20 protein-coding genes and 1 pseudogene are annotated in these 24,310 nt (G+C 73.1%); 14 read left to right on the top strand and 7 right to left on the bottom strand.

Annotated features, from left to right (window positions below; all coding sequences use genetic code 11):
* The first annotated feature begins 100 nt into the window (after window positions 1-100).
* From AB0H64_RS32240 to AB0H64_RS32230, 3 genes are read left to right on the top strand one after another with little or no spacing between them, the layout of a single operon-like run.
* Window positions 101-502 (top strand): TraR/DksA C4-type zinc finger protein, encoded by a 402-nt coding sequence (locus AB0H64_RS32240; protein WP_357632219.1) that lies wholly within the window; start codon window positions 101-103, stop codon window positions 500-502.
* Entirely contained in the window at window positions 466-1,050 is a 585-nt protein-coding gene (lspA, locus tag AB0H64_RS32235) for a signal peptidase II (protein WP_357632177.1), read from the top strand. Before AB0H64_RS32240 ends, lspA begins: the two co-directional genes overlap by 37 nt.
* Window positions 1,047-1,976 (top strand): RluA family pseudouridine synthase, encoded by a 930-nt coding sequence (locus AB0H64_RS32230; protein WP_357632175.1) that lies wholly within the window; start codon window positions 1,047-1,049, stop codon window positions 1,974-1,976. The genes lspA and AB0H64_RS32230 overlap by 4 nt, the downstream gene beginning before the upstream one ends.
* A gap of 68 nt (window positions 1,977-2,044) precedes the next feature.
* Here the strand turns inward: AB0H64_RS32230 and AB0H64_RS32225 are convergent, their stop codons facing one another.
* The 3 genes from AB0H64_RS32225 to AB0H64_RS32215 form a co-directional block, all read right to left on the bottom strand.
* Window positions 2,045-3,613 (bottom strand): protein kinase, encoded by a 1,569-nt coding sequence (locus AB0H64_RS32225; RefSeq protein WP_357632173.1) that lies wholly within the window; start codon window positions 3,611-3,613, stop codon window positions 2,045-2,047.
* A gap of 75 nt (window positions 3,614-3,688) precedes the next feature.
* On the bottom strand, window positions 3,689-5,320 hold the full coding sequence (locus AB0H64_RS32220; protein ID WP_357632171.1) for a protein kinase: 1,632 nt from the start codon (window positions 5,318-5,320) through the stop codon (window positions 3,689-3,691).
* Window positions 5,321-5,330: 10 nt separating this feature from the next.
* Window positions 5,331-7,313, bottom strand: a complete 1,983-nt coding sequence (locus AB0H64_RS32215) for a protein kinase (protein ID WP_357632169.1) — start codon at window positions 7,311-7,313, stop codon at window positions 5,331-5,333.
* Between the two features lie 285 nt (window positions 7,314-7,598).
* Here AB0H64_RS32215 and AB0H64_RS32210 point away from each other — a divergent pair.
* Both AB0H64_RS32210 and AB0H64_RS32205 read left to right on the top strand, forming a co-directional pair.
* A pseudogene (locus AB0H64_RS32210) lies at window positions 7,599-8,090 on the top strand (hypothetical protein); the annotation flags it as partial.
* A gap of 225 nt (window positions 8,091-8,315) precedes the next feature.
* Window positions 8,316-8,609: a chorismate mutase gene (locus AB0H64_RS32205; RefSeq protein ID WP_357632217.1), complete on the top strand. Its 294-nt coding sequence runs from the start codon at window positions 8,316-8,318 to the stop codon at window positions 8,607-8,609.
* Window positions 8,610-8,656: 47 nt separating this feature from the next.
* Here the strand turns inward: AB0H64_RS32205 and AB0H64_RS32200 are convergent, their stop codons facing one another.
* Window positions 8,657-9,802, bottom strand: a complete 1,146-nt coding sequence (locus tag AB0H64_RS32200) for an SGNH/GDSL hydrolase family protein (protein WP_357632167.1) — start codon at window positions 9,800-9,802, stop codon at window positions 8,657-8,659.
* A 159-nt stretch (window positions 9,803-9,961) separates the two neighbouring features.
* On the opposite strand from AB0H64_RS32200, the gene dnaE reads away from it, so the two are divergent.
* Window positions 9,962-13,486, top strand: coding sequence for a DNA polymerase III subunit alpha (dnaE, locus tag AB0H64_RS32195; protein ID WP_357632165.1), 3,525 nt, complete (start codon window positions 9,962-9,964; stop codon window positions 13,484-13,486).
* Between the two features lie 114 nt (window positions 13,487-13,600).
* A complete protein-coding gene (locus tag AB0H64_RS32190; protein ID WP_357632163.1) occupies window positions 13,601-14,971 on the top strand; it encodes an amidase in 1,371 nt (456 codons plus the stop codon).
* An 18-nt stretch (window positions 14,972-14,989) separates the two neighbouring features.
* Here the strand turns inward: AB0H64_RS32190 and AB0H64_RS32185 are convergent, their stop codons facing one another.
* Window positions 14,990-15,502 (bottom strand): hypothetical protein, encoded by a 513-nt coding sequence (locus AB0H64_RS32185; protein ID WP_357632162.1) that lies wholly within the window; start codon window positions 15,500-15,502, stop codon window positions 14,990-14,992.
* 74 nt (window positions 15,503-15,576) lie between these two features.
* On the opposite strand from AB0H64_RS32185, the gene murA reads away from it, so the two are divergent.
* Window positions 15,577-16,887 carry a UDP-N-acetylglucosamine 1-carboxyvinyltransferase gene (gene murA, locus AB0H64_RS32180; protein ID WP_357632160.1) on the top strand — a complete coding sequence of 437 codons (1,311 nt, stop codon included), beginning with the start codon at window positions 15,577-15,579 and terminating at the stop codon, window positions 16,885-16,887.
* A 70-nt stretch (window positions 16,888-16,957) separates the two neighbouring features.
* Window positions 16,958-19,294, top strand: coding sequence for a transglycosylase domain-containing protein (locus tag AB0H64_RS32175; protein WP_357632158.1), 2,337 nt, complete (start codon window positions 16,958-16,960; stop codon window positions 19,292-19,294).
* A gap of 6 nt (window positions 19,295-19,300) precedes the next feature.
* Here the strand turns inward: AB0H64_RS32175 and ybaK are convergent, their stop codons facing one another.
* A complete protein-coding gene (gene ybaK, locus AB0H64_RS32170) occupies window positions 19,301-19,792 on the bottom strand; it encodes a Cys-tRNA(Pro) deacylase (RefSeq protein WP_357632156.1) in 492 nt (163 codons plus the stop codon).
* A 36-nt stretch (window positions 19,793-19,828) separates the two neighbouring features.
* Window positions 19,829-20,308, bottom strand: a complete 480-nt coding sequence (locus tag AB0H64_RS32165; RefSeq protein ID WP_357632154.1) for a nucleoside deaminase — start codon at window positions 20,306-20,308, stop codon at window positions 19,829-19,831.
* Between the two features lie 155 nt (window positions 20,309-20,463).
* On the opposite strand from AB0H64_RS32165, the gene hisD reads away from it, so the two are divergent.
* From hisD to hisH, 5 genes are read left to right on the top strand one after another with little or no spacing between them, the layout of a single operon-like run.
* Window positions 20,464-21,771, top strand: a complete 1,308-nt coding sequence (gene hisD / locus AB0H64_RS32160) for a histidinol dehydrogenase (RefSeq protein ID WP_357632152.1) — start codon at window positions 20,464-20,466, stop codon at window positions 21,769-21,771.
* Between the two features lie 56 nt (window positions 21,772-21,827).
* Window positions 21,828-22,898 (top strand): histidinol-phosphate transaminase, encoded by a 1,071-nt coding sequence (locus tag AB0H64_RS32155; RefSeq protein WP_357632215.1) that lies wholly within the window; start codon window positions 21,828-21,830, stop codon window positions 22,896-22,898.
* Window positions 22,895-23,488, top strand: a complete 594-nt coding sequence (gene hisB / locus AB0H64_RS32150) for an imidazoleglycerol-phosphate dehydratase HisB (protein WP_310709297.1) — start codon at window positions 22,895-22,897, stop codon at window positions 23,486-23,488. The genes AB0H64_RS32155 and hisB overlap by 4 nt, the downstream gene beginning before the upstream one ends.
* On the top strand, window positions 23,485-23,640 hold the full coding sequence (locus AB0H64_RS32145; protein WP_357632150.1) for a hypothetical protein: 156 nt from the start codon (window positions 23,485-23,487) through the stop codon (window positions 23,638-23,640). Before hisB ends, AB0H64_RS32145 begins: the two co-directional genes overlap by 4 nt.
* Window positions 23,634-24,266: an imidazole glycerol phosphate synthase subunit HisH gene (gene hisH / locus AB0H64_RS32140; protein ID WP_310709295.1), complete on the top strand. Its 633-nt coding sequence runs from the start codon at window positions 23,634-23,636 to the stop codon at window positions 24,264-24,266. The genes AB0H64_RS32145 and hisH overlap by 7 nt, the downstream gene beginning before the upstream one ends.
* Window positions 24,267-24,310 lie beyond the last annotated feature (44 nt).

The following is a 24,310-nucleotide window of genomic DNA, read 5'->3' as shown; positions in this document are numbered from 1 at the left end:
GCGCGGCGGGATAGTACGGGAGAGGTAATCGGGACGGCGGGTCGTTTGCCGTTCTGTTATGGGGCACCTAAGCTGCCCGCACCATTCAGCCTTGATCAGCATGGAGGCACCCATGGCGGCAGTCACGCAGACCACCACTCCGTCGATGTGGTCGGACGAGGAGCTGGCCGAGGTACGCGGCACGCTGCAGCGCGAGATCGACGAGCTCAACGCGGACATCCGCCGCCATGAGTCGGAGATCGCCTCCGGCGATGTGACCCAGGGAGCCGGTGACGACCAGGCGGACGCCGGCGCCAAGACGTACGAGCGCGAACGCGAGATCGCCCTTACCCTGAATGCGCGCGACCTGGTCGCGCAGAACGAACGTGCGATCGTCAGGATCGACGCAGGGACCTATGGAGTGTGCGAATCGTGCCACAAGCCGATCGGCAAGGAACGCCTGCAGGCGTTCCCGAGGGCGACGCTGTGCGTGGCCTGCAAGCAGAAGGAGGAGCGCCGGTAGCGGCACCGGCGGGGAAGCGGCGCACCCGCCTCGTCGCGGTTCTCGTCGCGCTCGCCGCCGTCGTCTACGTGATCGACGTCATCACCAAGACGGTGGTGCTGCGGGCGCTGGAGGGCAAGGCGCCGCTCGTCGTCATCCCTGACGTGCTGCAGTTCAGGGTGATCTTCAATTCCGGTGCCGCGTTCAGCCTCGGCACCGGAATGACGGTAGTCTTCACCTTCATCGCCGCCGCGGTCGTGGTCGCCATCATCCGCACGGCCCGCAAGCTGTCCAGCCTGCCGTGGGCGATCTCGCTGGGCCTGCTGCTGGGCGGGGCGTTCGGCAACCTGACCGACCGGCTGCTGCGCTACCCGTCGGGTCTCGGCAGGTCCACCCAGTTCCAGGGGCACGTGGTCGACTTCATCGAGGTCCTGCCCGGTCACTTCCCGGTGATCGACTACTTCCCGGTGTTCAACGTCGCCGACTCCTCGATCGTGTGCGGCGGCATCCTGGCCGTGCTGCTGGCCTGGCGGGGCTACCAGATCGACGGATCGAGGGAGGGCAAGTGACCGAGCGGCGAAGCCTGCCCGTGCCCGACGGGCTGGAGGGCGAGCGCCTGGACGCCGCCCTGTCCCGGCTGTTCGGCTTCTCCCGCACCCGGGCGGCCGAGCTGATCGGCGCCGGCGAGGTGACGATCGACGGCCGCGAGCCCGCCAAGTCGGACCGCGTCCACGCGGGCGCCTGGCTGGAGGTCGTGCTGCCGCCTCCCGTCTCCACGCCCATGCCGGTCGCCGAGCCGGTGCCCGGCATGCGGATCGTCCACGAGGACGACGACATCATCGTGGTCAACAAGCCGATCGGCGTGGCCGCGCACCCCACGGTCGGCTGGACCGGCCCCACGGTGATCGGCGGCCTGCTGGGCTCCGGCCACACCATCGCCACCAGCGGCGCCGCCGAGCGCCAGGGCATCGTGCACCGGCTCGACGCCAACACCACCGGCGCCATGGTCGTCGCCAAGAGCGAGCACGCGTACTCCCACCTCAAGCGCGCCTTCAAGGAGCGCACGGTCGACAAGCGCTACCACGCGCTGGTACAGGGCCACCCCGACCCGTTCCGGGGCACGGTCGACGCCCCCATCGACCGGCATCCCTCGGGCGACGGCCGGTTCGCGGTGGTCGCGGGCGGCAAGCCGTCGGTCACCCACTACGACACGATCGAGGCGTTCCGGGCGGCGTCGCTGCTCGACATCAAGCTGGAGACGGGCCGCACCCACCAGATCCGGGTGCACATGTCCGCGCTGCGCCACCCGTGCGTGGGCGACCTGCTGTACGGAGCCGACCCGACGCTGGCCGCGCGGCTCGGGGTGGGGCGGCAGTGGCTGCACGCGGTGTCGCTCGGGTTCGAGCACCCGTCGAGCGGCGCGTGGGTGTCGTTCCGGACGGACTATCCCGAGGACCTGCAGAAGGCCCTCGACCTGGTCCGCGCAGAGTCCTGAGGCTCGCGGGGCCCTGAGGCTCGCGGAGACCTGGGGCTCGCGGGGCCCTGAGGCTCTGGCGCCGGCCGTCAGGCCTTGCCGGACTTGGCCTTCTTCGGCTTCTTGGTCGTGCCGGCGGAACGGCCGCTGCCGACGGGGTCCACCTGGCCCGGCGTGCGCGCCGAGGGCTGCTCGTCCTCCGTCTTCGACTTGGCCGGGGTCGGCTTCTTGGTGGCCTTCGCCGTGGGCTTGGCCGTGGGCTTCGTCGACGGCTTCTTCGTGGGCTTCGTCGTGGGCTTCGTCGTGGGCTTTTTCGTGGGCTCGCGCGTCGCCCGGCCGGTCGGCTCGGTCGTCGGGCGGTGCCGCGAGGGCTCGGCCGTCGGCCGGTGCGAGGCGGGGCCGTCGGTCGGGATCGTGCCCTGCCGTGGCCCGCTGTCGGTGGGCGGGTCCGACGGCGCGCTCGTGGCGGGGTGGCTGACCGGCTCCGAGGCGGGCTTGGACGGGATCGCCGAGCTGACCACGGCCGGGGCGGTCGAGGGCGTCCGGGTGTCGCCGACCGGCCGGTTCGTCCACCAGGCGGCGCCGCCCGTGAGGACCGCCACGGCCGCGGCCCCCGCGACGAGGGCCGACAGCGGTGGCCTGCGCCGCCGGACCGCCGGGTGGAACGCTGCGGACGACGGTCCGGCGGCCGGCCCGCCGGGCGGCCCTGCGGGAGGCCGGGAGGAAGCCACGGGAGCGGCCCCGGCGACCGGAACGGCCGGCGTGTCGCTCATGGACGAGGGGCCCGGGTCGCTCAGACCGCCCGCCGGGATGGCGACCGGGGCCGTCGGCTCCGGCGCGTTGCCCGCGACGACCGCGTGCAGCCGCCATCGCGCCTCGTCCAGGCTCATCCGCTGCGCCGGGTCCTTGCGCAGCAGTCCGAGCAGCACCGGCCCGAGCGCGCCCGCGCGGGCCAGTGGCGGCGGCTCGGAGTGCATCACGGCGCCCAGCGTGGCCAGCGCGTGGGCGCGCTGGAACGGCGACTGACCCTCGACGGCCAGGTACAGGGTGACGCCCAGCGACCACAGGTCCGACTCCGCCACGGCCTGGCCGCCCGCCGCACGCTCCGGCGCCATGAAGGCGGGCGTGCCGACGAGGATGCCGGTCCTGGTGACGGGCGCCTCGTCCTCGGTGGTGGCGATGCCGAAGTCGGTCAGCACCGCCCGGCCGTCCTCGGTGAGCAGCACGTTGTCCGGCTTGACGTCCCGGTGCAGGACGCCCGCGGTGTGCGCGGCGCGCAGCGCCTCCAGCAGTTGCAGCCCGATGTCCGCGACTCTGGCCGGTGGCAGCGGGCCCTCCTCACGGACCAGCTCGCCCAGCGTCCGCGACCGGACGAGCTGCATGACGATCCACGGGTGGCCGCCCTCCTCCAGCACGTCGTAGACGGCCGCCACGCCGGGGTGCGCGACGCGGCCCGCGGCCCGCGCCTCCCGGAAGGTGCGCACGCTGAAGACGTCGCGCTCCGGCCCGTTGAGGTCGGGGGGCGGGTGGACCTCCTTCACGGCCACGTCGCGGCCGAGCACCTCGTCGTGGGCGTGCCAGACCGTGCCCATGCCGCCCTGGCCAATGGTCCTGAGCAGCCGGTATCGTCCACCGACCATCACCGCTGAATCGGACATGCGGGCCGACTACCCGATAAAGTCCCTCCCAAGCACGCATCCCCGCCGATTAAAGAACAGGCCGGATTGGTCCGGTCAGCGCAGGGTGAAGGTCTTGGTGAAGGTGTCGAGGTAGTGGCGGTCGCGGGCCCAGCGGGAGTCGGGCGCCTCCCAGTACAGGGCGAACGGCCGGCCGGACGCCGTGCGGAAGCCGCGGTTGACGACGTGGACGACCGTCCCGTCGCGCCGCCAGGTGAACTCCCAGTCGGCCGCCGGCCGCCCGAGATAGGTGGTGGCCTCGATGCCGATCCGGTGGTAGCCGGGGAACTCGCTCCGGCCGAGGATCTCCTTCTCCAGCCCCTGCCAGTGCCGTACGGGGCCGAGCCACGGCTGGTCCGGCACCGTCCACTCCACGATGAACGCGCCGGGGGAGCCGGGGCCGCGCACGGTCACTCTGTCGCGGGTGGGGTGCTTGGTGACCTTCCACCGGGCGGGGACGGCCATCGCGAACCCGCCCGCGGAGCTGCGGTACGGGACCCAGCCCGCCGGCGCCGCCGTGGCCGTCGCCTCCGGAGTGGCCGAGGGCCCGCCGGTGGGCGGGTTGCTGGTGGCCGATGCCTGCGCCGTGGGGGAGTCGTCCGACGGCCCGGCGAGTGTCGGGGTGACGGGCGGGGTCGTCCCGCCGGTCGGGACCGTGGCGGCGGAGGGTGTGCCGTTCCCCCCGAGGAAGCCCGTCACCCGGGCCCCCAGCAGCGCCCCGCCGGCGGCCAGGACCGCGACGGCGACCAGCGCGGCGGGCACGGCGAGCCGCCGCCCCGCGGACGGCCGGCTCCCCGTGACGGACACGGGCACGGTGTGACCGGAAGGACCCGGCCCCGGATGTCCGGAGCCGGTGGGATGTCCGGAAGGGGTGGCGTGGCCGGCGGCGGAGGCGATTGCGCGCAACTGCTGCGCGGCCTCGCCCGCCGGCATCCGCGCGGCCGGGTCGCGGCGCAGCAGCCCCATGATCACCGGTGTGAGCGCGCCGGCGCGGACGGGCGGCGCCGGCTCGTCGCGCAGGATCGCGGCCACCGTGGCCGCCCAGGAGTCGCGCCGGTACGCCGGGGCGCCCTCGGCGGCGGCGTACAGCGTCGCGCCCAGCGACCACAGGTCCGACTCGGGCCGCGCGGGCTCGCCGTTGAGCCGCTCGGGCGGCATGTACGCGGGCGTGCCCACGAGGCCGCCGGTGGCGGTCAGCCCCGGCTCGGCCTCCAGCGTGGCGATGCCGAAGTCGGTCAGCACCACCCGGCCGTCGTGGGCGAGCAGCACGTTCTCGGGCTTGACGTCGCGGTGCAGGACGCCGGTGGCGTGGGCGGCGCGCAGCGCGCCGAGCACCCGCTCCCCGATGAGCGCCACCTGCCCGACCGGCAGCGGCCCCCGCTCGCCGATCACCTGCGCCAGCGACCGGGACGGGACGAGCTGCATCACGATCCACGGCCGCCCGTCCTCCTCGACGACGTCGTGGATCACCACCACCGACGGGTGGTCGAGGCGCCCCGCCGCCCGCGCCTCCCGGATGGTGCGGCGGTTGAGGTCGGCCCGCTGGGCGTCGCCGACACCGGTGTAACGCACCTCCTTGACCGCCACCGTGCGGTCGAGGAGCCGGTCGTGGGCGCGCCAGACCACGCCCATGCCGCCCTCGCCGAGCGGCTCGATGAGGCGGTACCGCCCGCCGACCTCCCTGTCCACGGGCCGCACCCTACTTGGCTGGCTTGAAGGTGGCGCAGAAGCCCTCGAAGAAGTGGTAGTCGTCCTTCCAGTGACTCTTCAGGGTGTGCCAGTAGATGGCGTAGGCGCGCCCGTTGTCGGTGACGAAGCCCCGGTTGCGGACCCGGGTCTTGCCCGTGTTGGTGTTCCAGGTGAAGTCCCAGTCGGCCGCGGCCTTCTGGTAGTCGACCTTCTTGATGTCGAGCTTCTTGTAGCCGCCGAAGTTGTTCTTCAGGACGGGCTCCTGCTTCTTCCAGTCCTTGTACGGGTCCGTGCCGGGCTTCTCCGCCTCCTCGATCATGAGGTACGCGTTGGGGGCGCCGCCCGGGCCCTTGAACTTGACCTGCCGGCCGGCGCGGTCCCACACGTCCCAGCCCTCGGGCAGCCCGACGGAGAAGCCGAGCTTCTTGTCCTTGTACATCTTCCAGTCCTTGGGCAGCGCGTCGGCCGGATCGGACGTCTTCGCCTCGGTGGGGGTGGGCGAGGCGGTGGGCGTCGTGGACGGGGACGCCGACGGGGACTCGGAGGCGGGGGGCGCCGTGCTCGCCGGGGGCGTCGCCGGCGCGGAGCCCGTGCCCGGGTCGCCGCTCTTGGGGCCGGTGACGGGCTCGGTCACCGAGGCGGTGGACCTGCCGCCCCTGGTGTCGTCGGGGACCGAGCTCAGACCGAGGTAGCCGCCCACGCCCGCGACGAGGACGACGACGGCCGCGGCCGCGATGACGGGGCCGAGCCTGCGGCCGCCCTCCGCGCGCGAGGACGAGATCGTGGGCTCCGCCGCCTGCTCCGGCTCGGGGCTCGCCGCGGTGATCCGGACACCGGTCTCGGGCAGCGACTCACGGCCTGAGCCGCCGGACCCCGCACCGCGCGAGCCGGGAGCGCCGGCCCCTCGATCGCGGGGCGTGGGCGTGGGCGGCGCCGCGGCCGGACCGTCCGGTACGGCCAGGTTCGGGTCGGTCGGCATGTCGTCCTCGACCGGCGCCTGCGGCTGGACCGGAGGGACCTGGCGCGAGAAACGGCCACCGGTGCGGCGCCGGGGCCGCGCGTCCGGATCGGCGTCGCGGCCGCCCGGCCCGGCCGGCGGCTGGACCGGAAGCCGCGCGGTCGCCGCGGGCATCTGCGCGGTCTGCGCCGGGGCGGGAGGCGGCTGCGGGACCGGGGGAGCGGAGACCTGGCGCAGCATCCGCGCCGTCTCCTCGTACGTGGGCCGCTGGACCGGCTCCTTGGCGAGCAGGCGGTCGATCACCTCGGCCAGCGGGCCGGCGTGCGGAGCGGGGTCCGGCGGGTCGGTGAGGACGGCGTGCATGGTGGCCAGCGCCATGCCGCGCTCGTGCGGCGAGCGGCCCTCCACGGCCGTGTAGAGCGTCGCGCCGAGCGACCACAGGTCGGACTCGCGCCGCGCGGGCAGGCCCTTGAGCCGCTCGGGCGCGATGAACGCCGGAGTGCCGGCCAGGCCGGTCATCGTGAGCTGTGTCTCGGTCTCCAGCGTGGCGATGCCGAAGTCGGTGAGCACGACGCGGCCGTCGTCGGCGAGCAGCACGTTCTCCGGCTTGACGTCGCGGTGCAGCACGCCCGCCTCGTGGGCGCGGTGCAGCGCCTCAAGCACGGCCAGGCCGATCTCGGCGACCCGCCTGGGCTTCAGCGGCCCGTCCTGCTTGATCACCGCGCCGAGCGAGCGCGACTCGACGAGCTGCATGACGATCCAGGGACGGTCGTCCTCCTCGATGACGTCGTGAACGACGATCACGTTGGGGTGCTCGAACCTGGCAGCCGCCCTGGCCTCACGCATCGTGCGCCGGTTGAGAAGCTGCACCTCGTCGCCCAGAGCAGCGGCGTAGCGGACCTCCTTGACGGCGACCTCCCGGTCCAGGAGCTCGTCATACGCCCGCCACACGATCCCCATGCCGCCCTTGCCGATGGGTTCCTGCAGCTGGTACCGGCCGGCGATGCGGCGTCCATCCCGTTTACGATCCGACATCAACGGCCTCAAACCCTCCCTCTAGGCCAAGAAATACTCCCATAGCCAGGGATCACTGGCGACTCGCCTGAAGGACAGTCCGCCATGTGAGAACGGGAGTCCAGCACGTGGAGAGCGGGTGTAGGGTTTCGGACATGACTTGTCGCCACGCGTTTACCGAGCCGGCTCCGGGAGAGCCGGTCGTGAGCTAGCGACCCCCTGGAGCCGGCACAGGCAGAGACGCCTCGTCTCTGCCTTTTTTCGTTTCGCCGGCTCCGGCGAGCCGGCCCTGCATGAGGAGCCGAGATGTCATCGACCTTGGAGCACCGCGTGGTCACGCTGGGCGGGACCCGCGTGGGCTCCGGCCCCGCCGTGGTGGTCGCCGGCCGGATCAACCTGCGCGCCCGTCCCGCCGCCTCCGGCGGCCCGGCGTCGTCCTCCCAGGAGGCGGTCGCGGCGGCCCGGTGGCGGGGCGGACCGCAGGGTGAGCGGCGGGGCGACCATAGGGGTGACCAGTGGGGTGAACGGCCGGGGAGCCGTGGGGGAGAGGCGCCGCCGGGGCGGGAGGCGCGGGTTCCCCTGGTCGAGCCGGCGGACGCCGGCGACCTGCCGGCCATCGCGGAGCGCGCGGACGGCGTGGTGGTCGGCGCCTCCTGGACCCGCGACATCCCCCTCGTGCGCGCGGCGGCGGCCCTCGGCATGCCCGTCGTGGTGGAGCGGCGGCCCTCGGCGTCGCTGGAGGAGTGGCTCGGGCTGGCCGACTACTGCGCCCTGGAGGGCAGCGGCGAGGTGATCCTCTGCGAGGGGGGCCGGCTGGACCTGGGGCTGCTGCGGGCGGCCAAGGAGGCGTCGGGGCGTCCGGTGCTGGCCGACGTGACGGGCGCGCCGGGCCTGTCGGCGGCGGCGGTCGCGGCAGGGGCGGACGGGCTCGTGCTGGGCGGTCTCCCCGCGGCGCCGGACCCGTCCGCGCCGGGTGTCGTGGACGCGGAGGAGTTGCGGGCCGCGCGGGAGGCGGTGACGCTCGTGGGGGCGCTCCTGCGGCCCGAGGCGCCCGCCACGCTGCCGGAGTGCCGGGAGGCGATCGACCGGGTGGACGCGGCCCTGGCGACGCTCCTGGAGCGGCGTGCCGCGCTGGCCGGCGTCGTGCAGACGCTCAAGCCGGTCGGCGGCTTCGCGGGTCGCGACCCGGAGCGCGAGCGGTCGCTGGTCGCGCGGATGGCCCGCCGCGCCCCCCGGCTGGGCGAGGAGCGGCTGGCCGCCGTGATGAACGCGGTCATCGAGGCGGGCCTCCACCTGGCCGAGGAACGCCGTCCCTGACGGCCCGCCCCTGACGGCCCGCCCGCGAGGAGGCCGGGGCGGCGGGGTCAGGGGTGGGTGAGGACGAGGTTGTTCATCGGGCGGCCCGGGCCCGTGACGATCTGGCGGTCGACCAGCTCGGCGAGGCGCCGGTAGCCCTCGCTCGTCGGGTGGAAGCTGCGGCTGTCCACCCGCAGCTCCTTCACGTGCACGATGAGCCGGTTGAGGTACGGCCGGGCGGTGCCCGCCTCGTGGCCGTCGAACGCGTCGTAGGCGTCCACGAACTCCACGCTCCCCGGCCCGCCGAACGCGGCGACGGCCCGGTCGAGACCCACCGCAGTCTCCCGCATGACGTCGTTCAGGCGGCGGGTGACGCCGTTGAGCCAGAGCTGGTCCCCGGGGCTGAGGTTGTCCACCCGGTCGGCCGGGCGGGCCGGGAACGGCCTCGGGTAGCCGACCACGACGATCCGGGCCCGCGGCGCCCTGACGCGCAGCTCCCGCAGCACCCCGAGCAGGCTCTCCCGCAGCCCGCCGACCCGCCGGGCCACCTCGCCGTCCTGGTCCACGCACGCCGACGACCAGGGCAGCTTGACGATGCACGCGGTCAGCACGCGGGCGAACCCGGCGTCGTTGCCGCCGATGGTCACCGTCACCAGGCTGGTCGAGGGGTCCACCCGGGCGACCTGGGGGCGCTGCCCGTACTGGCCTCGGAGGAGCTGGCCGGTGGTGGCGCCGCTGCACGCCCAGAACCCCGCGCCGCCGCCGAAGCGGTGGGCGCCCGCGACCAGCGGCACGTACGATCCCTGCGCGCGGTGGCAGCGGGCCGCGCCTTCCCCGGCCGGCCGCCCGCCCGGGTCCCCGGCGCTCCCGCCGGGCCCGGCCGGGGCGTACACGCCCTCGCCGGAGGAGTACGAGTCGCCCAGGCCCGCGTAGGAGCCGCTCAGCGCCACCTGCACGGCCGTCAGCCGGGTCGCCCGCGGCAGGCTGCCCGCCGGTGGCGCCGTGGCGGGACAGCCCGCCTGGAGCGCCGCGCAGGCGAGCCGCTCGTACACCCCGAGCGGCAGCCCCGCGACGGCCAGCAGCGCGCCGAGAACGGCGGCCGTGACCATGAGGACGACGGGAACAGCGGGGACCATGCGAACGGTGCGGACGTTCCTGCGCCTCTCCAGCCCTGCCTCCCCGAACGCGACGACCCCACGCCGGTCCGGACGCATCGGTCGGAACACCCCGTTTCGCCGGCCCGCACGAGCAGCGTAACCGGCGCCGGGCGCCGCGGCACGCCCGCGAACGGAAGCCTGACGCAGGGGTAGGCGGACTGTCGGTGGGGAGCACTAAAGTCGGGGCGCGGAACATCAGACGGGAGGCGCCGCTCCATGTCGTCCAGCGACTCGTTCGTCCATCTGCACGTGCACACCGAGTACTCCATGCTCGACGGGGCCGCGCGGCTGAAGCAGATGTTCAAGCAGGTCGGCGAGCTGGGCATGCCCGCGATCGCGATCACCGACCACGGCAACATGCACGGCGCCCACGACTTCTACAGGCAGGCGACCGCGGCGGGCGTCAAGCCGGTCATCGGCATCGAGGCCTACGTCGCGCCGGAGCTGCGCCACAACAAGAAGCCGGTCCTGTGGGGCGAGCCGCACCAGAAGAAGGACGACGTCTCCGCGGGCGGCTACTACACCCACATGACGATCTGGGCGCGCGACAAGACCGGCCTGCACAACCTCATGAAGCTCAGCTCGCGCGCCTACACCGAGGGCTTCGTCCGCAAGTGGCCGCGGATGGACGCGGAGATCCTCGCCGAGCACGCCGAGGGTCTGATGGCCACCACCGGCTGCCCGTCGGGCGAGGTCCAGACGCGGCTGCGGCTCGGCCAGTACGACGAGGCGCTGAAGGCGGCGGCGAGATACCAGGAGATCTTCGGCAAGGACGACTACTTCCTGGAGATCATGGACCACGGCCTCGAGATCGAGCGCCGGGTCCGCGACGGGCTGATCCGCATCAGCCGCGACCTGGGCATCCCGCCGCTGGTCACCAACGACTCCCACTACACCTACGAGTCCGACGCCGCGTCCCACGACGCGCTCCTGTGCGTCCAGACGGGCAAGCGCCTGTCCGACCCCGACCGGTTCCGCTTCGACGGCAGCGGCTACTCCATCAAGTCCGCCGACGAGATGCGCGCCGTCGACTCCTCCGACCTGTGGGCCGAGGGCTGCCGCAACACGCTGCTGGTGGCCGAGAAGGTCGATCCGACCGGGTTCTTCGCGTTCAAGAACCTGATGCCGACCTTCCCCGTCCCCGACGGGATGACGGAGGAGGCGTACTTCCGGCAGGAGGTCTGGAAGGGCCTGGAGCGCCGCTTCCCCGGCGGCGTGGACGAGGAGCACCGCGCCCGGGCGGAGAAGGAGCTCGGCGTCATCCTCCAGATGGGCTTCCCGAGCTACTTCCTCGTGGTCGCCGACTTCGTCATGTGGGCCAAGAACAACGGCATCCGCGTCGGCCCCGGCCGAGGCTCGGCGGCCGGCTCGCTGGTGGCCTACGCGCTGGGCATCACCGACCTCGACCCCATCCCGCACGGCCTGATCTTCGAGCGCTTCCTCAACCCCGAGCGCGTCTCCATGCCCGACGTCGACATCGACTTCGACGAGCGCCGGCGGGCCGACGTGATCCGCTACGTGACCGAGAAGTGGGGCGCCGACAAGGTCGCCATGATCGCCACGTTCGGCACCATCAAGGCGAAGGCCGCCGTCAAGGACGCCGGTCGGGTCCTCGGCCACCCCTACGCGCTCGGCGACCGCGTGTCCAAGGCGTTCCCGCCGGCGGTGATGGGCAAGGACATCCCGCTGTCGGGCATCTTCGACAAGGACCACCCGCGTCACGCCGAGGCCGGCGAGCTGCGCAGGCTCTACGAGGAGGACCCCGACGTCAGGGCGACGATCGACCTCGGCAGGGGCCTCGAAGGCCTGATCCGGCAGACCGGTGTGCACGCCGCCGGCGTCATCATGTCGGCCGAGACGCTGACCGACCACATCCCGATCATGCGCCGCGACTCCGACGGCGCGATCATCACGCAGTTCGACTATCCGACCTGCGAGGCGCTCGGCCTGCTGAAGATGGACTTCCTGGGCCTGCGCAACCTCACGATCATCGACGACTGCCTCAAGGCCGTCCAGGCCACCACCGGGGAGCGGATCGAGCTGCTCGACCTGCCGCTCGACGACGCGAAGACGTACGAGCTGCTGGCGCGCGGCGACACGCTCGGCATCTTCCAGCTCGACGGCGGCGGCATGCGCTCGCTCATGCGGATGATGCGCCCCGACGACTTCGAGGACATCTCCGCCGCCCTCGCGCTCTACCGCCCCGGCCCGATGGGCGCCGACTCGCACACCAACTACGCGCTGCGCAAGAACGGCCTGCAGGAGATCGCCCCGATCCACCCGGAGCTGGAGGAGCCGCTCAGGGACATCCTCGACACGACCTACGGCCTGATCGTCTATCAGGAGCAGGTCATGGCCATCGCCCAGAAGGTCGCCGGCTACTCACTCGGCGGCGCCGACCTGCTGCGCCGCGCCATGGGCAAGAAGAAGAAGTCGGAGCTGGACCAGCAGTACGAGTTCTTCGAGAAGGGCATGCGGGACAACGGCTTCTCGGCCGCCGCCGTCAAGGCCCTGTGGGACATCCTGCTGCCGTTCTCCGACTACGCCTTCAACAAGGCGCACACCGCCGGCTACGGCCTCGTCGCCTACTGGACCGCCTACCTGAAGGCCAACCACCCGGCCGCGTACATGGCGGCGCTGCTGACCAGCGTCAAGGACGACAAGGACAAGTCGGCCCTCTACCTCAACGAGTGCCGCCGCATGGGCATCAAGGTGTTCCCGCCGGACGTCAACGACTCCGACTTCGACTTCACCCCGCGCGGCGCCGACATCCGCTTCGGCCTGTCGGCGGTGCGCAACGTCGGCGGCAACGTCGTGGACGGCATCATCGCGGCGCGCAAGGAGAAGGGTCGCTTCACCGGCTTCAAGGACTTCCTGCGCAAGGTGCCCGCGATCGTCTGCAACAAGCGGGTGATCGAGTCGCTGATCAAGGCGGGCGCGTTCGACTCGCTCGGGCATGTGCGCAAGGGCCTGGTCATGGTGCACGAGCAGGCCGTCGACGCGATCATCGACATCAAGCGGAACGAGGCCGTAGGGCAGGACTCCCTGTTCGGCGCGGTCGACGGCGAGGACCAGGCCTTCGACGTGCAGATCCCGGTGGGCGAGTGGGACAAGAGCACGCTCCTGCAGTTCGAGCGGGAGATGCTCGGCCTGTACGTGTCGGACCACCCGCTGTTCGGCGTGGAGCACGTCCTGGCCTCCGGCGCCGACTGCACGATAGCCGCCCTGCAGGACGAGAGCCGCCCCGACGGGCAGATCGTCACCGTGGGCGGCATCCTCAGCGGCGTCCAGCGGAAGATCGCCAAGAAGGGCGACACCTGGGTGCTGACCCAGTTGGAGGACCTCGAAGGCTCGATCGAGGTCATGATCTTCCCGTCGGCCTACCAGCTCTGCTCGACGATCCTGGCCGAGGACGCGATCGTCTTCGTCAAGGGCCGCATCGACAGACGCGAGGACGTCGCCAAGCTCATCGCCATGGAGGTGACGGCGCCCGACCTCACCCTGGAGGCGGGCGGCCCGCTGCTGGTCAGCCTGCCGCTCAACCGGTGCACGCCGCCGGTCGTGGGCCGGTTGAAGGAGATCCTCGCCACCCACCCCGGCACCTCCGAGGTGCACCTCCAGGTGCACGACGGTCCGAGGACGACGGTCATGCGGGTGGAGGACCGGCTGCGGGTGACGCGGTCGCCGGCCCTGATGGGCGACCTCAAGGAGCTGCTGGGCCCGGCCTGCCTCGGCGGCTGACCGCCTGCGCCCCGAGCCGAGGGCCGCACGAGGGCAGGAGCTGACGGAACGGCGGCGGCGAGTCGGTGAGGCTCGCCGTGGTCCGCCGGCGGCGGGGTGGGGCAGGATCGGAGGGTGACCGAGCTGCACTACCTCACCGCCGCCGAGATGGCCCGGCTGGTCCGCGCCCGGCAGGTGAGCGCCGTCGAGCTGCTCCAGGCGTGCCTCGACCGGATCGCGCAGGTCAACCCCCGGGTGAACGCCGTCGTCACCCTGGCCGCCGAGCAGGCCATGGACGCCGCCAAGGCGGCCGACGCGGCCGAGCCCGAGGGTCCGCTGCACGGCGTCCCGGTGGCGCACAAGGACCTGGTCGACACGGCCGGCATCCGCACCACGTACGGCTCGCCCCAGTACGCCGGCCACGTGCCCGGCGCCGACGACCTGATCGTGCGCCGGCTCCGGCACGCCGGCGCGATCACCGTGGGCAAGACCAACACCCCCGAGTTCGGCACCGGCTCCCACACGGTCAACGAGGTGTTCGGCGCCACCCGCAACCCGTACGACCTGTCCCGGTCGGCGGGTGGCAGCAGCGGCGGCGCGGCGGCGGCGCTGGCCGCCGGGATGGTGCCGCTCGCCGACGGCTCCGACATGGGTGGCTCTCTCCGCAACCCGGCCTCGTTCTGCAACGTCGTGGGGCTGCGGCCCACCCCCGGCCGGGTGCCCGACCCCTCCGACGTGGCGGCCTGGTACACCCTGGCGGTCCAGGGACCGATGGCGCGCACGGTCGGCGACGTGACGCTGATGATGTCGGCCATCGCCGGGTTCGACCCGCGCTCGCCGTTCTCGATCATGGAGAGGTTCGCCCCGGACCCGGAGGAGGGCGTCGCCGGGCTGCGGGTGGCCTGGAGCCCTGACCTGGGGGGCCTGCCGGTGGACCCGGCGACGGCGGCGGTCACGGCGACCGCGCCTGCCGTGTTCGAGCGGCTGGGGGCGCGGGTGGAGCGGGTGGAGCTGGACCTGTCCGACGCCGAGGACGCCTTCCGCGTGTACCGGGCCTGGTACTACGCCCTGGCGTTCGGCGACCTGACCGGGCTCGGCCCGAACACGAGCTGGAACGTCGAGCGGGGACGGCAGGTCACCGGCGCCGACCTGGCCCGCGCCGAGCGGCTGCGCAGCGGCCTCTACCAGCGCATGGCGGGCTTCTTCGACACCTACGACGTGCTCATCGCGCCGGTCAGCCAGGTGCCGCCGTTCCCGGTCGAGGAGCCGTATGTCAGGCGGATCGACGGCGTGGAGATGCCCGACTACCTGGCCTGGATGCGCTCGGCGTACTGGATCAGCGTGCTGCACGCGCCGGCCGCGTCGGTCCCGGCGGGGTTCACCGAGGACGGGCTGCCGGTGGGTGTGCAGATCGTCGGGCGGCCGTTCGCCGACGCCAAGGTGCTGCGCGTGGCCGCCGCGTTCGAGCGGGCGACCGGGCACGGCCTGCGCCGCCCGCCGCTGTGAACGCCGCCGGCGGCCACCTCAGTTGCCGAGCCCGTACGGGGTGCGCAGGGGAGACTCGCGGTAGCCGTGCATGCCCTCCATCAGGCCGAAGATCGCCACCGCGCACAGCGGCCAGGCCACCAGCACGCCCCTGGCGGTCAGCCGGAGCGACCCCGCGACCACCTGCGCCCCCGGCACGGCGGCGGCCTCCACGGTCACCGCTCCGAGCGTGAAGGTCGAGCCCACCCACAACGTCACGAACGCCGCCAGGACCCCGCCGGCGCACAGCGCGAGCAGCACGGGAAGCTGGACGCGGCGGCTGAGGAACCAGCCGGCCGCGCCGCACACCACTCCCAGCCCGCCCGTGATGACCGCGAACCAGCCGTCGGCGGCGATCAGCGCCTGCGTGGTCGGGTCGGCCAGGATCGGCCCCTGCCCCGTCACCTCGTACGGGGCGCGCGGGGAGAGCGCGGACCACAGCAGCCCGGCGAGCACGGCGAGCCCGGCCAGGGCGAGGACGGTGACCGCGAAAGCCCGCACTTGCCTCGCCACGCGTCCCCCTCGAATGTGCCACTGAACCGGATCACCGGAACAGGTTGATGGTATCTCCCGGTTAGGCTCGCTTCGTGAATCATGACGAGGTCTGGCTGATCGACCCTTCCGGCCCGCTGCGCGGGGACGTGGAGGTGCGCGGCTCCAAGAACGCGGTCTCCAAGCACATGGTCGCCGCCATGCTGGGCGACGGTGAGAGCACGATCCAGAACGCCCCGGAGGTGGGCGAGGTCGGCATCACCGCGGCCATGCTGGAGTCCCTCGGCATCCATGTGGAGATCACCGAGAAGGAGATCCGCGTCGCGCCGGGCGCCGAGATCCGGCCGCGCGTGCCGGACGCGTTCACCGGGCTGAACCGCATCCCGATCCTCATGCTCGGCCCGCTGCTGCACCTGGCCGGCGAGGCGTTCGTGCCGCTGGTCGGCGGCGACCCCATCGGGCGGCGGCCGGTCAACTTCCACGTCGAGGCGCTGCGCGCGATGGGCGCCGAGGTCGAGGTGGGCGACGGCGGCATCTTCGCCAAGGCCAAGCGGCTGCGCGGCGCCCGCCTGGAGCTGCCGTACCCGAGCGTGGGCGCCACCGAGACGATCCTCATGTCGGCCGTGCTGGCCGAGGGCAAGACCGTGGTGAAGAACGCCGCCATGGAGCCCGAGGTCGTGGAGCTGGCCCTGTTCCTGCAGCGGATGGGCGCCCGGATCGAGCTCTCGCCGGACCGCCGGATCGTCATCGAGGGCGTCGAGCGGCTGCGCGGCGCGTCGATCTGGCTGGCCGGCGACCGCATCGAGGCGTTCTCGTACCTGGCGGCGGGGCTGATCACCGGGGGAGAGGTGCGGGTGCACGGCTGCCCGCAGGACCGGCTGGTCACGGCCATCACCACGCTCGCCCGGATGGGCGCCCGCTTCGACATCAACGACGAGTACCTGTGCGCCACCGCGCCGCCCGAGGGGCTGCGCTCGGCGGCCGTGCAGACCGACACCCATCCGGGTTTCATGACCGACTGGCAGACGCCGCTCATGGTGCTGTTCACGCAGAGTCAGGGCATGTCGGTGCTGCACGAGACGGTCTTCGAGAACCGCCTGGTGTACGTGCCCGCCCTGCAGCGGATGGGCTGCGAGATCGAGGTGTTCGACCAGTGCCTCGGCGGCCCCGCCTGCCGCTACCACGACACCAACGCCCGGCACTCGGCGGTCGTGCGCGGCGTGTCCAAGCTCACGGGCGCCGACGTGACGCTGCCCGACATCCGGGCGGGCTTCTCCGCGGTGCTGGCCGCGGCCGTGGCCGACGGGACGTCCACGTTGCGCGGCGTGCACCACATCGTGCGCGGTTACCACAAGCCGTTCGAGCAGTTCGTGTCGCTGGGTCTGAACATCCGCCGCGAACAGTAAAGGTGTCGGCTCCCCGGGTTTGCCGAGGGGCCGGTCGCCGCAGATCGTGTGCGTGAGAGTGTTGCGATGCGTGAGCGCGCTGGGGCTCGTGGGAGCGCTGTGCGGGGTGCTGGCCGCCTCCATGGTCGCCCCCGCCGTCAGCGGCGCGGGGCTCGCCGCCAAGAGCGTCGCGCACACGTTCGTGGACCTGCCGCCGGCGCCGCGCGAGGAGCCGCTGTCGCAGGTGACCCGGCTGCTGGACCGCAACGGCAAGCCGTTCGCGCAGTTCTACCAGGCCAACCGGCGGGCGGTGCCGCTCGCCCGGGTGGCCCCCGTGATGCGCCAGGCCATCGTCGCGATCGAGGACTCCCGCTTCTACGAGCACGGCGGCCTGGACGTGCGCGGCACGCTCCGGGCGCTGCTCACCAACACCCAGGCGGGCGGCATCCGGCAGGGCGGCTCGTCGCTCACCCAGCAGCTCGTGAAGAACATCCTGGTCGAGAGCGCCAGGACGGACGACGAGCGCGACCGGGCGCGGGCCCCCAACCTCAGCCGCAAGATCACCGAGCTGCGCCTGGCGCTGGCGATGGAGCAGAAGTACAGCAAGGACCAGATCCTGGAGAGGTACCTCAACATCGCCTACTTCGGCGCCGGCGCGCACGGCGTGGAGGCGGCGGCCAGGCGGTTCTTCTCCACCACGGCCGCGGACCTCACCCTGACGCAGGCGGCCACGCTGGCCGGCGCGGTCCGCATGCCGTACTCCACGGACCCGTCGATCGGCGCGGCGCAGCGGGCGCGGCTGAAGGAGCGGCGCAACCTCGTGCTCGACCGGATGGCCGAGCTGCGCATGGTCGACGCGCGGGCGGCCGCCGCCGCCAAGGCATCCCCGCTCGACATCCAGCTACGGCCCGAGCCCGGCGGCTGCGCGCAGAGCGCGTACCCGTTCTACTGCCTGTACGTCCAGCGGGAGCTGCTCACCAACGTGGCCTTCGGCGCCACCGCGGGGGAGCGGCGCTCCCGGCTCGCCACCGGCGGGCTGGTGATCAGGACGGCCCTGGACCCGGTGGCGCAGAAGGCGGCCGAGCGGGCGATCCGCGCGCGGGTGAGCCCGAGGGACACCGAGGTGGCCGCCGAGGCCATGGTCGAGCCGGGCACGGGGCGGATCCGGGCGATGGCGGCCAGCAAGGACTTCGGCCGCAACCCCGGTGACCACAAGAACGGGTCCCGGACGACGTTCAACCTGGTGGCCGACATGGCGCACGGCGGGGGAATGGGGCTCCAGGCCGGCTCCACGTTCAAGGCCTTCACGCTGGCGACCGCGCTCCAGCAGGGATGGCGCTTCGACCAGGGCTACGAGACGCCGGGCGTGCTCGTGCCCTCGCAGGGCTACCGCGACTGCCGCGGCCGGCCGGTGAACGCGCCCGGCGTGCGGGTGCACAACGCCAGCGGGGAGGGCGAGGGCGGCCCGTACAGCCTGTCCACCGGCACGTGGAAGTCGGTCAACATCTTCTACATGATGCTGGAGCGCAAGGTCGGCCTGTGCAACGTGGTGCGGACCGCCAAGGCCCTCGGCATCACCCGGGCCGACGGCCGGCCGCTGCGCGAGGTGCCGACGTTCACGCTCGGCGTCAACGAGATGGACCCCGTGACGGTGGCAACGGCGTTCGCGGCGTTCGGGGCGCGCGGCAGGTACTGCCGGCCGCAGGCCATCGTGGAGATCGCCGGCCGTGACGGGCGGACCACCCGCGTGCGGCCCACCTGCGAGCAGGCGCTGGACCGCAAGGTCGCCGACGCCGTCAACCACGTGCTCCAGGGCGTGTTCGACAAGGGCACGATGACCGGGCAGGGCATCGGCCGCCCGGCCGCCGGCAAGACGGGCACGAACAACGGCTACACCTCGGCCTGGTTCGCCGGCTACACCCCGGACCTGGCGGCGGCGGTCAGCGTGGGGGACATCCGGGGCTCCTACCGGTTCCCGCTGCAGAACGTGGAGATCGGCGGCCAGTACTACGGGTCGGTCCAGGGGGCGTCGCTGCCGGGGCCGATCTGGGTGGACTCGATGGAGTCGGCCCTGCGCGACACTCCCTCCGGCGACTTCCACGGTCCTGACATGTCACGCTTCGGCGGTGGTTTCACGCCGGGGCTGAAGGAGGCCGAGGAGGCGGAGCAGATGCGGGCCATGGTCCGCAGGCAGCGCCAGTGGCTGCGGTGGGCGCGCCGCAACGGCCACCTGCTGTGGCCGCCCGGCACGAACATGCTCGGCGAGCAGCGGCCGGACGGCCGCCCGCGCCGGCCGGGCCGGACGGGAACCGTCCCCGTGCGTCCGGGTCGGACGGGAATCGTGCCCGTCAGGCCGGGGGCCGCCGTTCCGGGGGCGCCGGTGCCCGCGCCCGCCCCCGGCTCCGGGGCGGGGACCGTACAGAGGTAGGCGGGGTCAGCGCTTGGCGATCGGGGAGGTCACGGCGCGGGTGAGCGCGATGAGGTTGGCCGGGGCGGTCTCGATCTGCAGCCCCCGCCTGCCCGCCGAGAAGTAGATCGTCCCGAAGTCCAGCGCGGAGGAGTCCACCACCGTCGGCAGCTGCTTGCGCTGCCCGAGCGGGCTGATGCCGCCCACGACGTAGCCGGTCACCCGCTCCACCTTCGCCGCGTCGGCCATGGCGGCGCGCTTGCCGCCGAGGGCGGAGGCCAGCGCCTTGAGGTCGAGCCTGCCCGCGACCGGTACCACCGCCACCGCGAGGCCGCTCTCCACCTCGGCCACCAGCGTCTTGAAGATCCGCTCGTACGGCATGCCGAGCGCGTCGGCGGCCTCCTCGCCGTACGCCTGGGCGGCGGGGTCGTGGTCGTACGGATGGAGGCTGAAGTCGGCCTTGGCCTTGGTCAGCGCCACCGTGGCCGGGGTTCCCCCCGGCGCCTTCGCCTTGCCCACGTCTTCCCCTTCTCGCGATCTACTTTGTAAAGGCGCTCAGCCGGCGCGGTGGAACCTGCGGTGCAACTCGCGTACCTCCTCGTCGAGCCCGGGGACCGGCCCCTCGACCACGACCCGCGGCGCGACCTCGGACACCGGCAGGGGACGCACCGGAGGCTCCGGCACGCCCAGCTCGGTCAGCCAGCCCACGAGCTGCGCCGACGAGGCGACGTACACGATGCGGCCGAGCCCGACCCAGCCGTGCGCGGCGGCGCACATGGGGCAGTGCTCGCCGGAGGTGTAGACGGTCGCGGCGGCCCGCTCCTCCGGCGTCAGGTGGGCGGCCGACCAGCGCGCCAGCTCGAACTCCGGATGCCTCGTGTGGTCGCCCCCGGCCACCCGGTTGTGGTCCTCGGCGAGCACCTCGCCGTCGCCGGACACGAGCACGGAGCCGAACGGCTCGTCGCCCACGGCCAGGGCCTCGGCGGCCAGCTCCACACAGCGGCGCAGGTGCCGCAGCTCGTTCTCCATCACCATGACGGCTCCATCACCATGACGGTCACCCTTACCGGTGTCGCGGGTCTGCGAAATCCGGGGCCATGGTATCGGCCGGTCCGAGGCTTGACGGGATCCGGATGTCCGGATGGTGGACGGAAGAGGATCCACGGGTGGGACTCCGTAGACTGGGGTGCGTGATTTCCCGTATCGACTTGCGCGGTTCCCTGCCGGGGGACCTGCGCGACGTGCTGCCCCGCGCCGAGCTCGACGTCGAGGCCGCCCTGGACAAGGTGCGGCCCATCTGCGACGAGGTCCGCCATCGCGGGGCCGCGGCCGTGCGGGAGCTGACCGCCAGGTTCGACGGCGTGGAGATCGAGCACGCGCGGGTTCCGCGTGCGGCGCTGCGTGAGGCGCTCGCCGGGCTGCGGCCCGAGGTGCGGGCGGCGCTGGAGGAGTCGATCCGCCGCGCCCGGCTGGTCCACCGCGACCAGCGCCGCGCCGACGTGACGACGCAGGTGGTGCCGGGCGGCACGGTCACCGAGCGGTGGGTGCCGGTCGAGCGCGTGGGCCTGTACGTGCCGGGCGGCCGGGCGGTCTACCCGTCCAGCGTGGTGATGAACGTCGTGCCCGCGCAGGAGGCCGGGGTGCCGTCGCTGGCGGTGACGAGCCCGGCGCAGAAGGACTTCGGCGGGCTGCCGCACCCGACGATCCTGGCGGCGTGCGAGCTGCTGGGCGTGGACGAGGTGTACGCGGTGGGCGGCGCCCAGGCGGTGGCCATGTTCGCCTACGGCACGGAGGAGTGCCCGGCGGCCACCCTGGTGACCGGGCCGGGCAACATCTGGGTGGCGGCGGCCAAGCGGCTGCTCAAGGGCCGCATCGGCATCGACTCCGAGGCCGGGCCGACGGAGATCGCGATCCTGGCCGACGAGACGGCCGATCCGGTGCACGTGGCGGCCGACCTGATCAGCCAGGCCGAGCACGACGTGATCGCGGCCGCGGTGCTGGTGACCGACAGCGTGGAGCTGGCCGAGGCGGTCGAGAGGGAGCTGCCGGGCCAGGTGGAGGCGACCAAGCACTCCGAGCGGATCGCCGAGGCGCTGCGCGGCCGGCAGTCCGGGATCGTGCTGGTGGACGGCCTCGACGAGGGCGTGGAGGTGGTCAACGCCTACGCGGCCGAGCACCTGGAGATCCACACGGCCGACGCGGCGGCGGTCGCGGCCCGCATCCGCAACGCCGGCGCGATCTTCGTGGGCACGTACGCGCCGGTGTCGCTGGGCGACTACCTGGCGGGGTCCAACCACGTGCTGCCGACCGGCGGCTGCGCCTGTCACTCCAGCGGGCTGTCGGTGCAGACGTTCCTGCGCGGCATCCACGTGGTCGACTACACCCGCGAGGCGCTGGCCGGCGCGGCCGCGCACGTGTCGGTGCTGGCCGACGCCGAGGACCTGCCGGCGCACGGCGCGGCCGTGCGGGCGCGCTTCGATTGGCGGATCCCCTCATGACGCCGGACGACCCGACCCCGAACGCCATGACCTCGAACGACATGACCCCGAACGACATGACCTTGAACGACCTGCCGATCAGGGACGACCTGCGGGGCAGGACGCCGTACGGCGCGCCCCAGATCGACGTGCCGGTGCGGCTCAACACCAACGAGAATCCCTATCCCCCCTCCCCGGAGCTGGTCGAGGATCTGGCGGGGGAGGTGCGCGGCGGTGCGGGCGCGCTCAACCGCTACCCCGACCGTGACGCGCTGGAGCTGCGCGCCGACCTGGCGGGCTATCTGGGGCACGGGCTCGACGCGAGCCGGGTGTGGGCGGCCAACGGCTCCAACGAGGTGCTCCAGCAGATCCTGCAGGCGTTCGGCGGTTACGGCCGGACGGCGCTGGGGTTCGAGCCGTCGTACTCGATGCACCCGATCATCACGACGGGCACGAGCACGGAGTGGATCGGGGGCGCGCGGGAGGACGACTTCTCGCTCGACCCGGCCAAGGCGGCGGCCGCGGTGGAGGAGCACCGGCCGGACATCGTGTTCCTGACCTCGCCGAACAACCCGACCGGCACCGCCCTGCCGCTGGAGACGATCGCCAGGGTGCTGGAGGCGGCTCCGGGCATGGTGGTGGTGGACGAGGCGTACGCGGAGTTCGCGCGGGAGGGCACGCCGTCGGCGCTGAGCCTGCTGCCGGCGCACCCGCGGCTGATCGTGACCCGGACCATGTCGAAGGCGTTCGCGATGGCGGGCACCCGGCTCGGTTATCTGGCGGCCCACCCGGCGGTGGTGGAGGCGCTGCTGCTGGTGCGGCTGCCGTACCACCTGTCGACGCTGACGCAGGCGGCGGCGCGGGTGGCGCTGCGGCATCGCGCGGAGCTGCTGGGCACGGTCGACGCGCTGCGCCGCGAGCGTGACGCCACGGTGGAGTGGCTGCGCGGCAAGGGCTTGACGGTGGCCGACTCCGACGCCAACTTCGTGTTGTTCGGGAGATTTCCCGAGCGCCGTGCGGTCTGGGAGGGCCTGCTGGCGAGGGGCGTGCTCATCCGTGAGGTGGGGCCGCCCGAGTGGCTTCGCGTGTCGATCGGCACCGGCGAGGAGATGGCGGCGTTCCGTGCCGCTCTGGAGGGGGTTCTGTGAGTCGGGTCGGCCGCGTGGAGCGTGTGACGAAGGAGACGTCGGTCCTGGTCGAGGTGGGTCTCGACGGCACCGGGCGGGTGGACGTGGCGACCGGGGTGGGGTTCTTCGACCACATGCTGGCGCAGCTCGGCAAGCACGGGCTGTTCGACCTGACGGTCAAGACCGAGGGTGACCTGCACATCGACGCGCACCACACCATCGAGGACACGGCGCTGGCGCTGGGCGCGGCGTTCCGCGAGGCGCTGGGCGACAAGTCGGGCATCAGGCGGTTCGGTAGTGCGTCGTGCCCGCTGGACGAGTCGCTCGCCCAGGTGACGGTCGACCTGTCCGGCCGGCCGTACCTCGTGCACTCCGAGCCCGAGGGCATGGCGCCGATGATCGGCCCCGAGTACGACACGACGATGACCCGCCACATCCTGGAGTCCCTGGTCGCGCAGGCGGCGATCTGCCTGCACGTCCACGTCCCGTACGGGCGCAACGCCCATCACATCGTGGAGGCCCAGTTCAAGGCCCTGGCCAGGGCGCTGCGCGAGGCGTCCGAGCTGGACCCGCGCGCGACAGGGGTGCCGAGCACCAAGGGCGTCCTGTGAGTGAGAACATGCTGGCCGTCGTGATGGTGTTCATCGGGCTGTTCCTGGCCGGCGGTGTGTTCTCGCTGTTCAAGCAGGGGCTCAAGGTGGGCGCGGCCGTCTGCGCGGTCGGTGCGGCGCTGGCGATCACGGCGGGGGTGATGTGGTGGTGAAGCGCGTGGTGGTGCTCGACTACGGGTCGGGCAACCTGCGCTCGGCCGAGCGGGCGCTGGCCCGGGTCGGCGCGGACGTGACCGTGACGTCCGACCTGGACGCGGCCATGGAGGCCGACGGCCTCGTCGTGCCCGGGGTCGGGGCGTTCGCGGCGTGCATGGCGGGGCTGCGGGGGGTGCGCGGCGAGCGCGCCGTCGGCCGTCGCCTGGCCGGCGGGCGGCCGGTGCTGGGCATCTGCGTGGGCATGCAGATCCTGTTCGCCAAGGGGGTCGAGCACGGCGTCGAGACCGAGGGCTGCGGCGAGTGGCCGGGCACGGTCGAGCCGCTGGAGGCCCCGGTGCTGCCGCACATGGGGTGGAACACGGTCAAGGCCCCCGAGGGCAGCGTGCTGTTCCGCGGCCTGGACGCCGACACGCGGTTCTACTTCGTCCACTCCTACGGCGTGCGCGAGTGGGAGCTGCGGCCCGGCGACGGGTTCGCCGAGCCGCTGGTGACGTGGGCCGAGCACGGAGTGCCGTTCGTGGCCGCCGCCGAGAACGGTCCGCTCATGGCCACCCAGTTCCACCCGGAGAAGTCCGGAGACGCGGGCGCCGCGTTGCTGACCAACTGGCTCGGCGTCCTGTGAGCGACGGCCGCGCACCGTCCCGGGTGAGAGGCCCCGGTCGTGAG

This window comes from Nonomuraea sp. NPDC050733, from assembly GCF_040654215.1.
Lineage (GTDB): Bacteria > Actinomycetota > Actinomycetes > Streptosporangiales > Streptosporangiaceae > Nonomuraea.
Note: the sequence above shows the minus strand (reverse complement) of the source record. Positions and strands in the feature narration are given on the sequence as shown.

What these genes read in the sequence shown, in the direction of transcription:
- AB0H64_RS32240 (WP_357632219.1), top strand. Translation starts at nt 101, where the DNA reads ATGGAGGCACCCATGGCGGCAGTCACGCAGACCACCACTCCGTCGATG.
- AB0H64_RS32225 (WP_357632173.1), bottom strand. Translation starts at nt 3,613, where the DNA reads ATGTCCGATTCAGCGGTGATGGTCGGTGGACGATACCGGCTGCTCAGG.
- AB0H64_RS32200 (WP_357632167.1), bottom strand. Translation starts at nt 9,802, where the DNA reads ATGCGTCCGGACCGGCGTGGGGTCGTCGCGTTCGGGGAGGCAGGGCTG.
- AB0H64_RS32215 (WP_357632169.1), bottom strand. Translation starts at nt 7,313, where the DNA reads ATGTCGGATCGTAAACGGGATGGACGCCGCATCGCCGGCCGGTACCAG.
- dnaE (WP_357632165.1), top strand. Translation starts at nt 9,962, where the DNA reads ATGTCGTCCAGCGACTCGTTCGTCCATCTGCACGTGCACACCGAGTAC.
- AB0H64_RS32155 (WP_357632215.1), top strand. Translation starts at nt 21,828, where the DNA reads ATGACCTTGAACGACCTGCCGATCAGGGACGACCTGCGGGGCAGGACG.
- AB0H64_RS32165 (WP_357632154.1), bottom strand. Translation starts at nt 20,308, where the DNA reads ATGGTGATGGAGAACGAGCTGCGGCACCTGCGCCGCTGTGTGGAGCTG.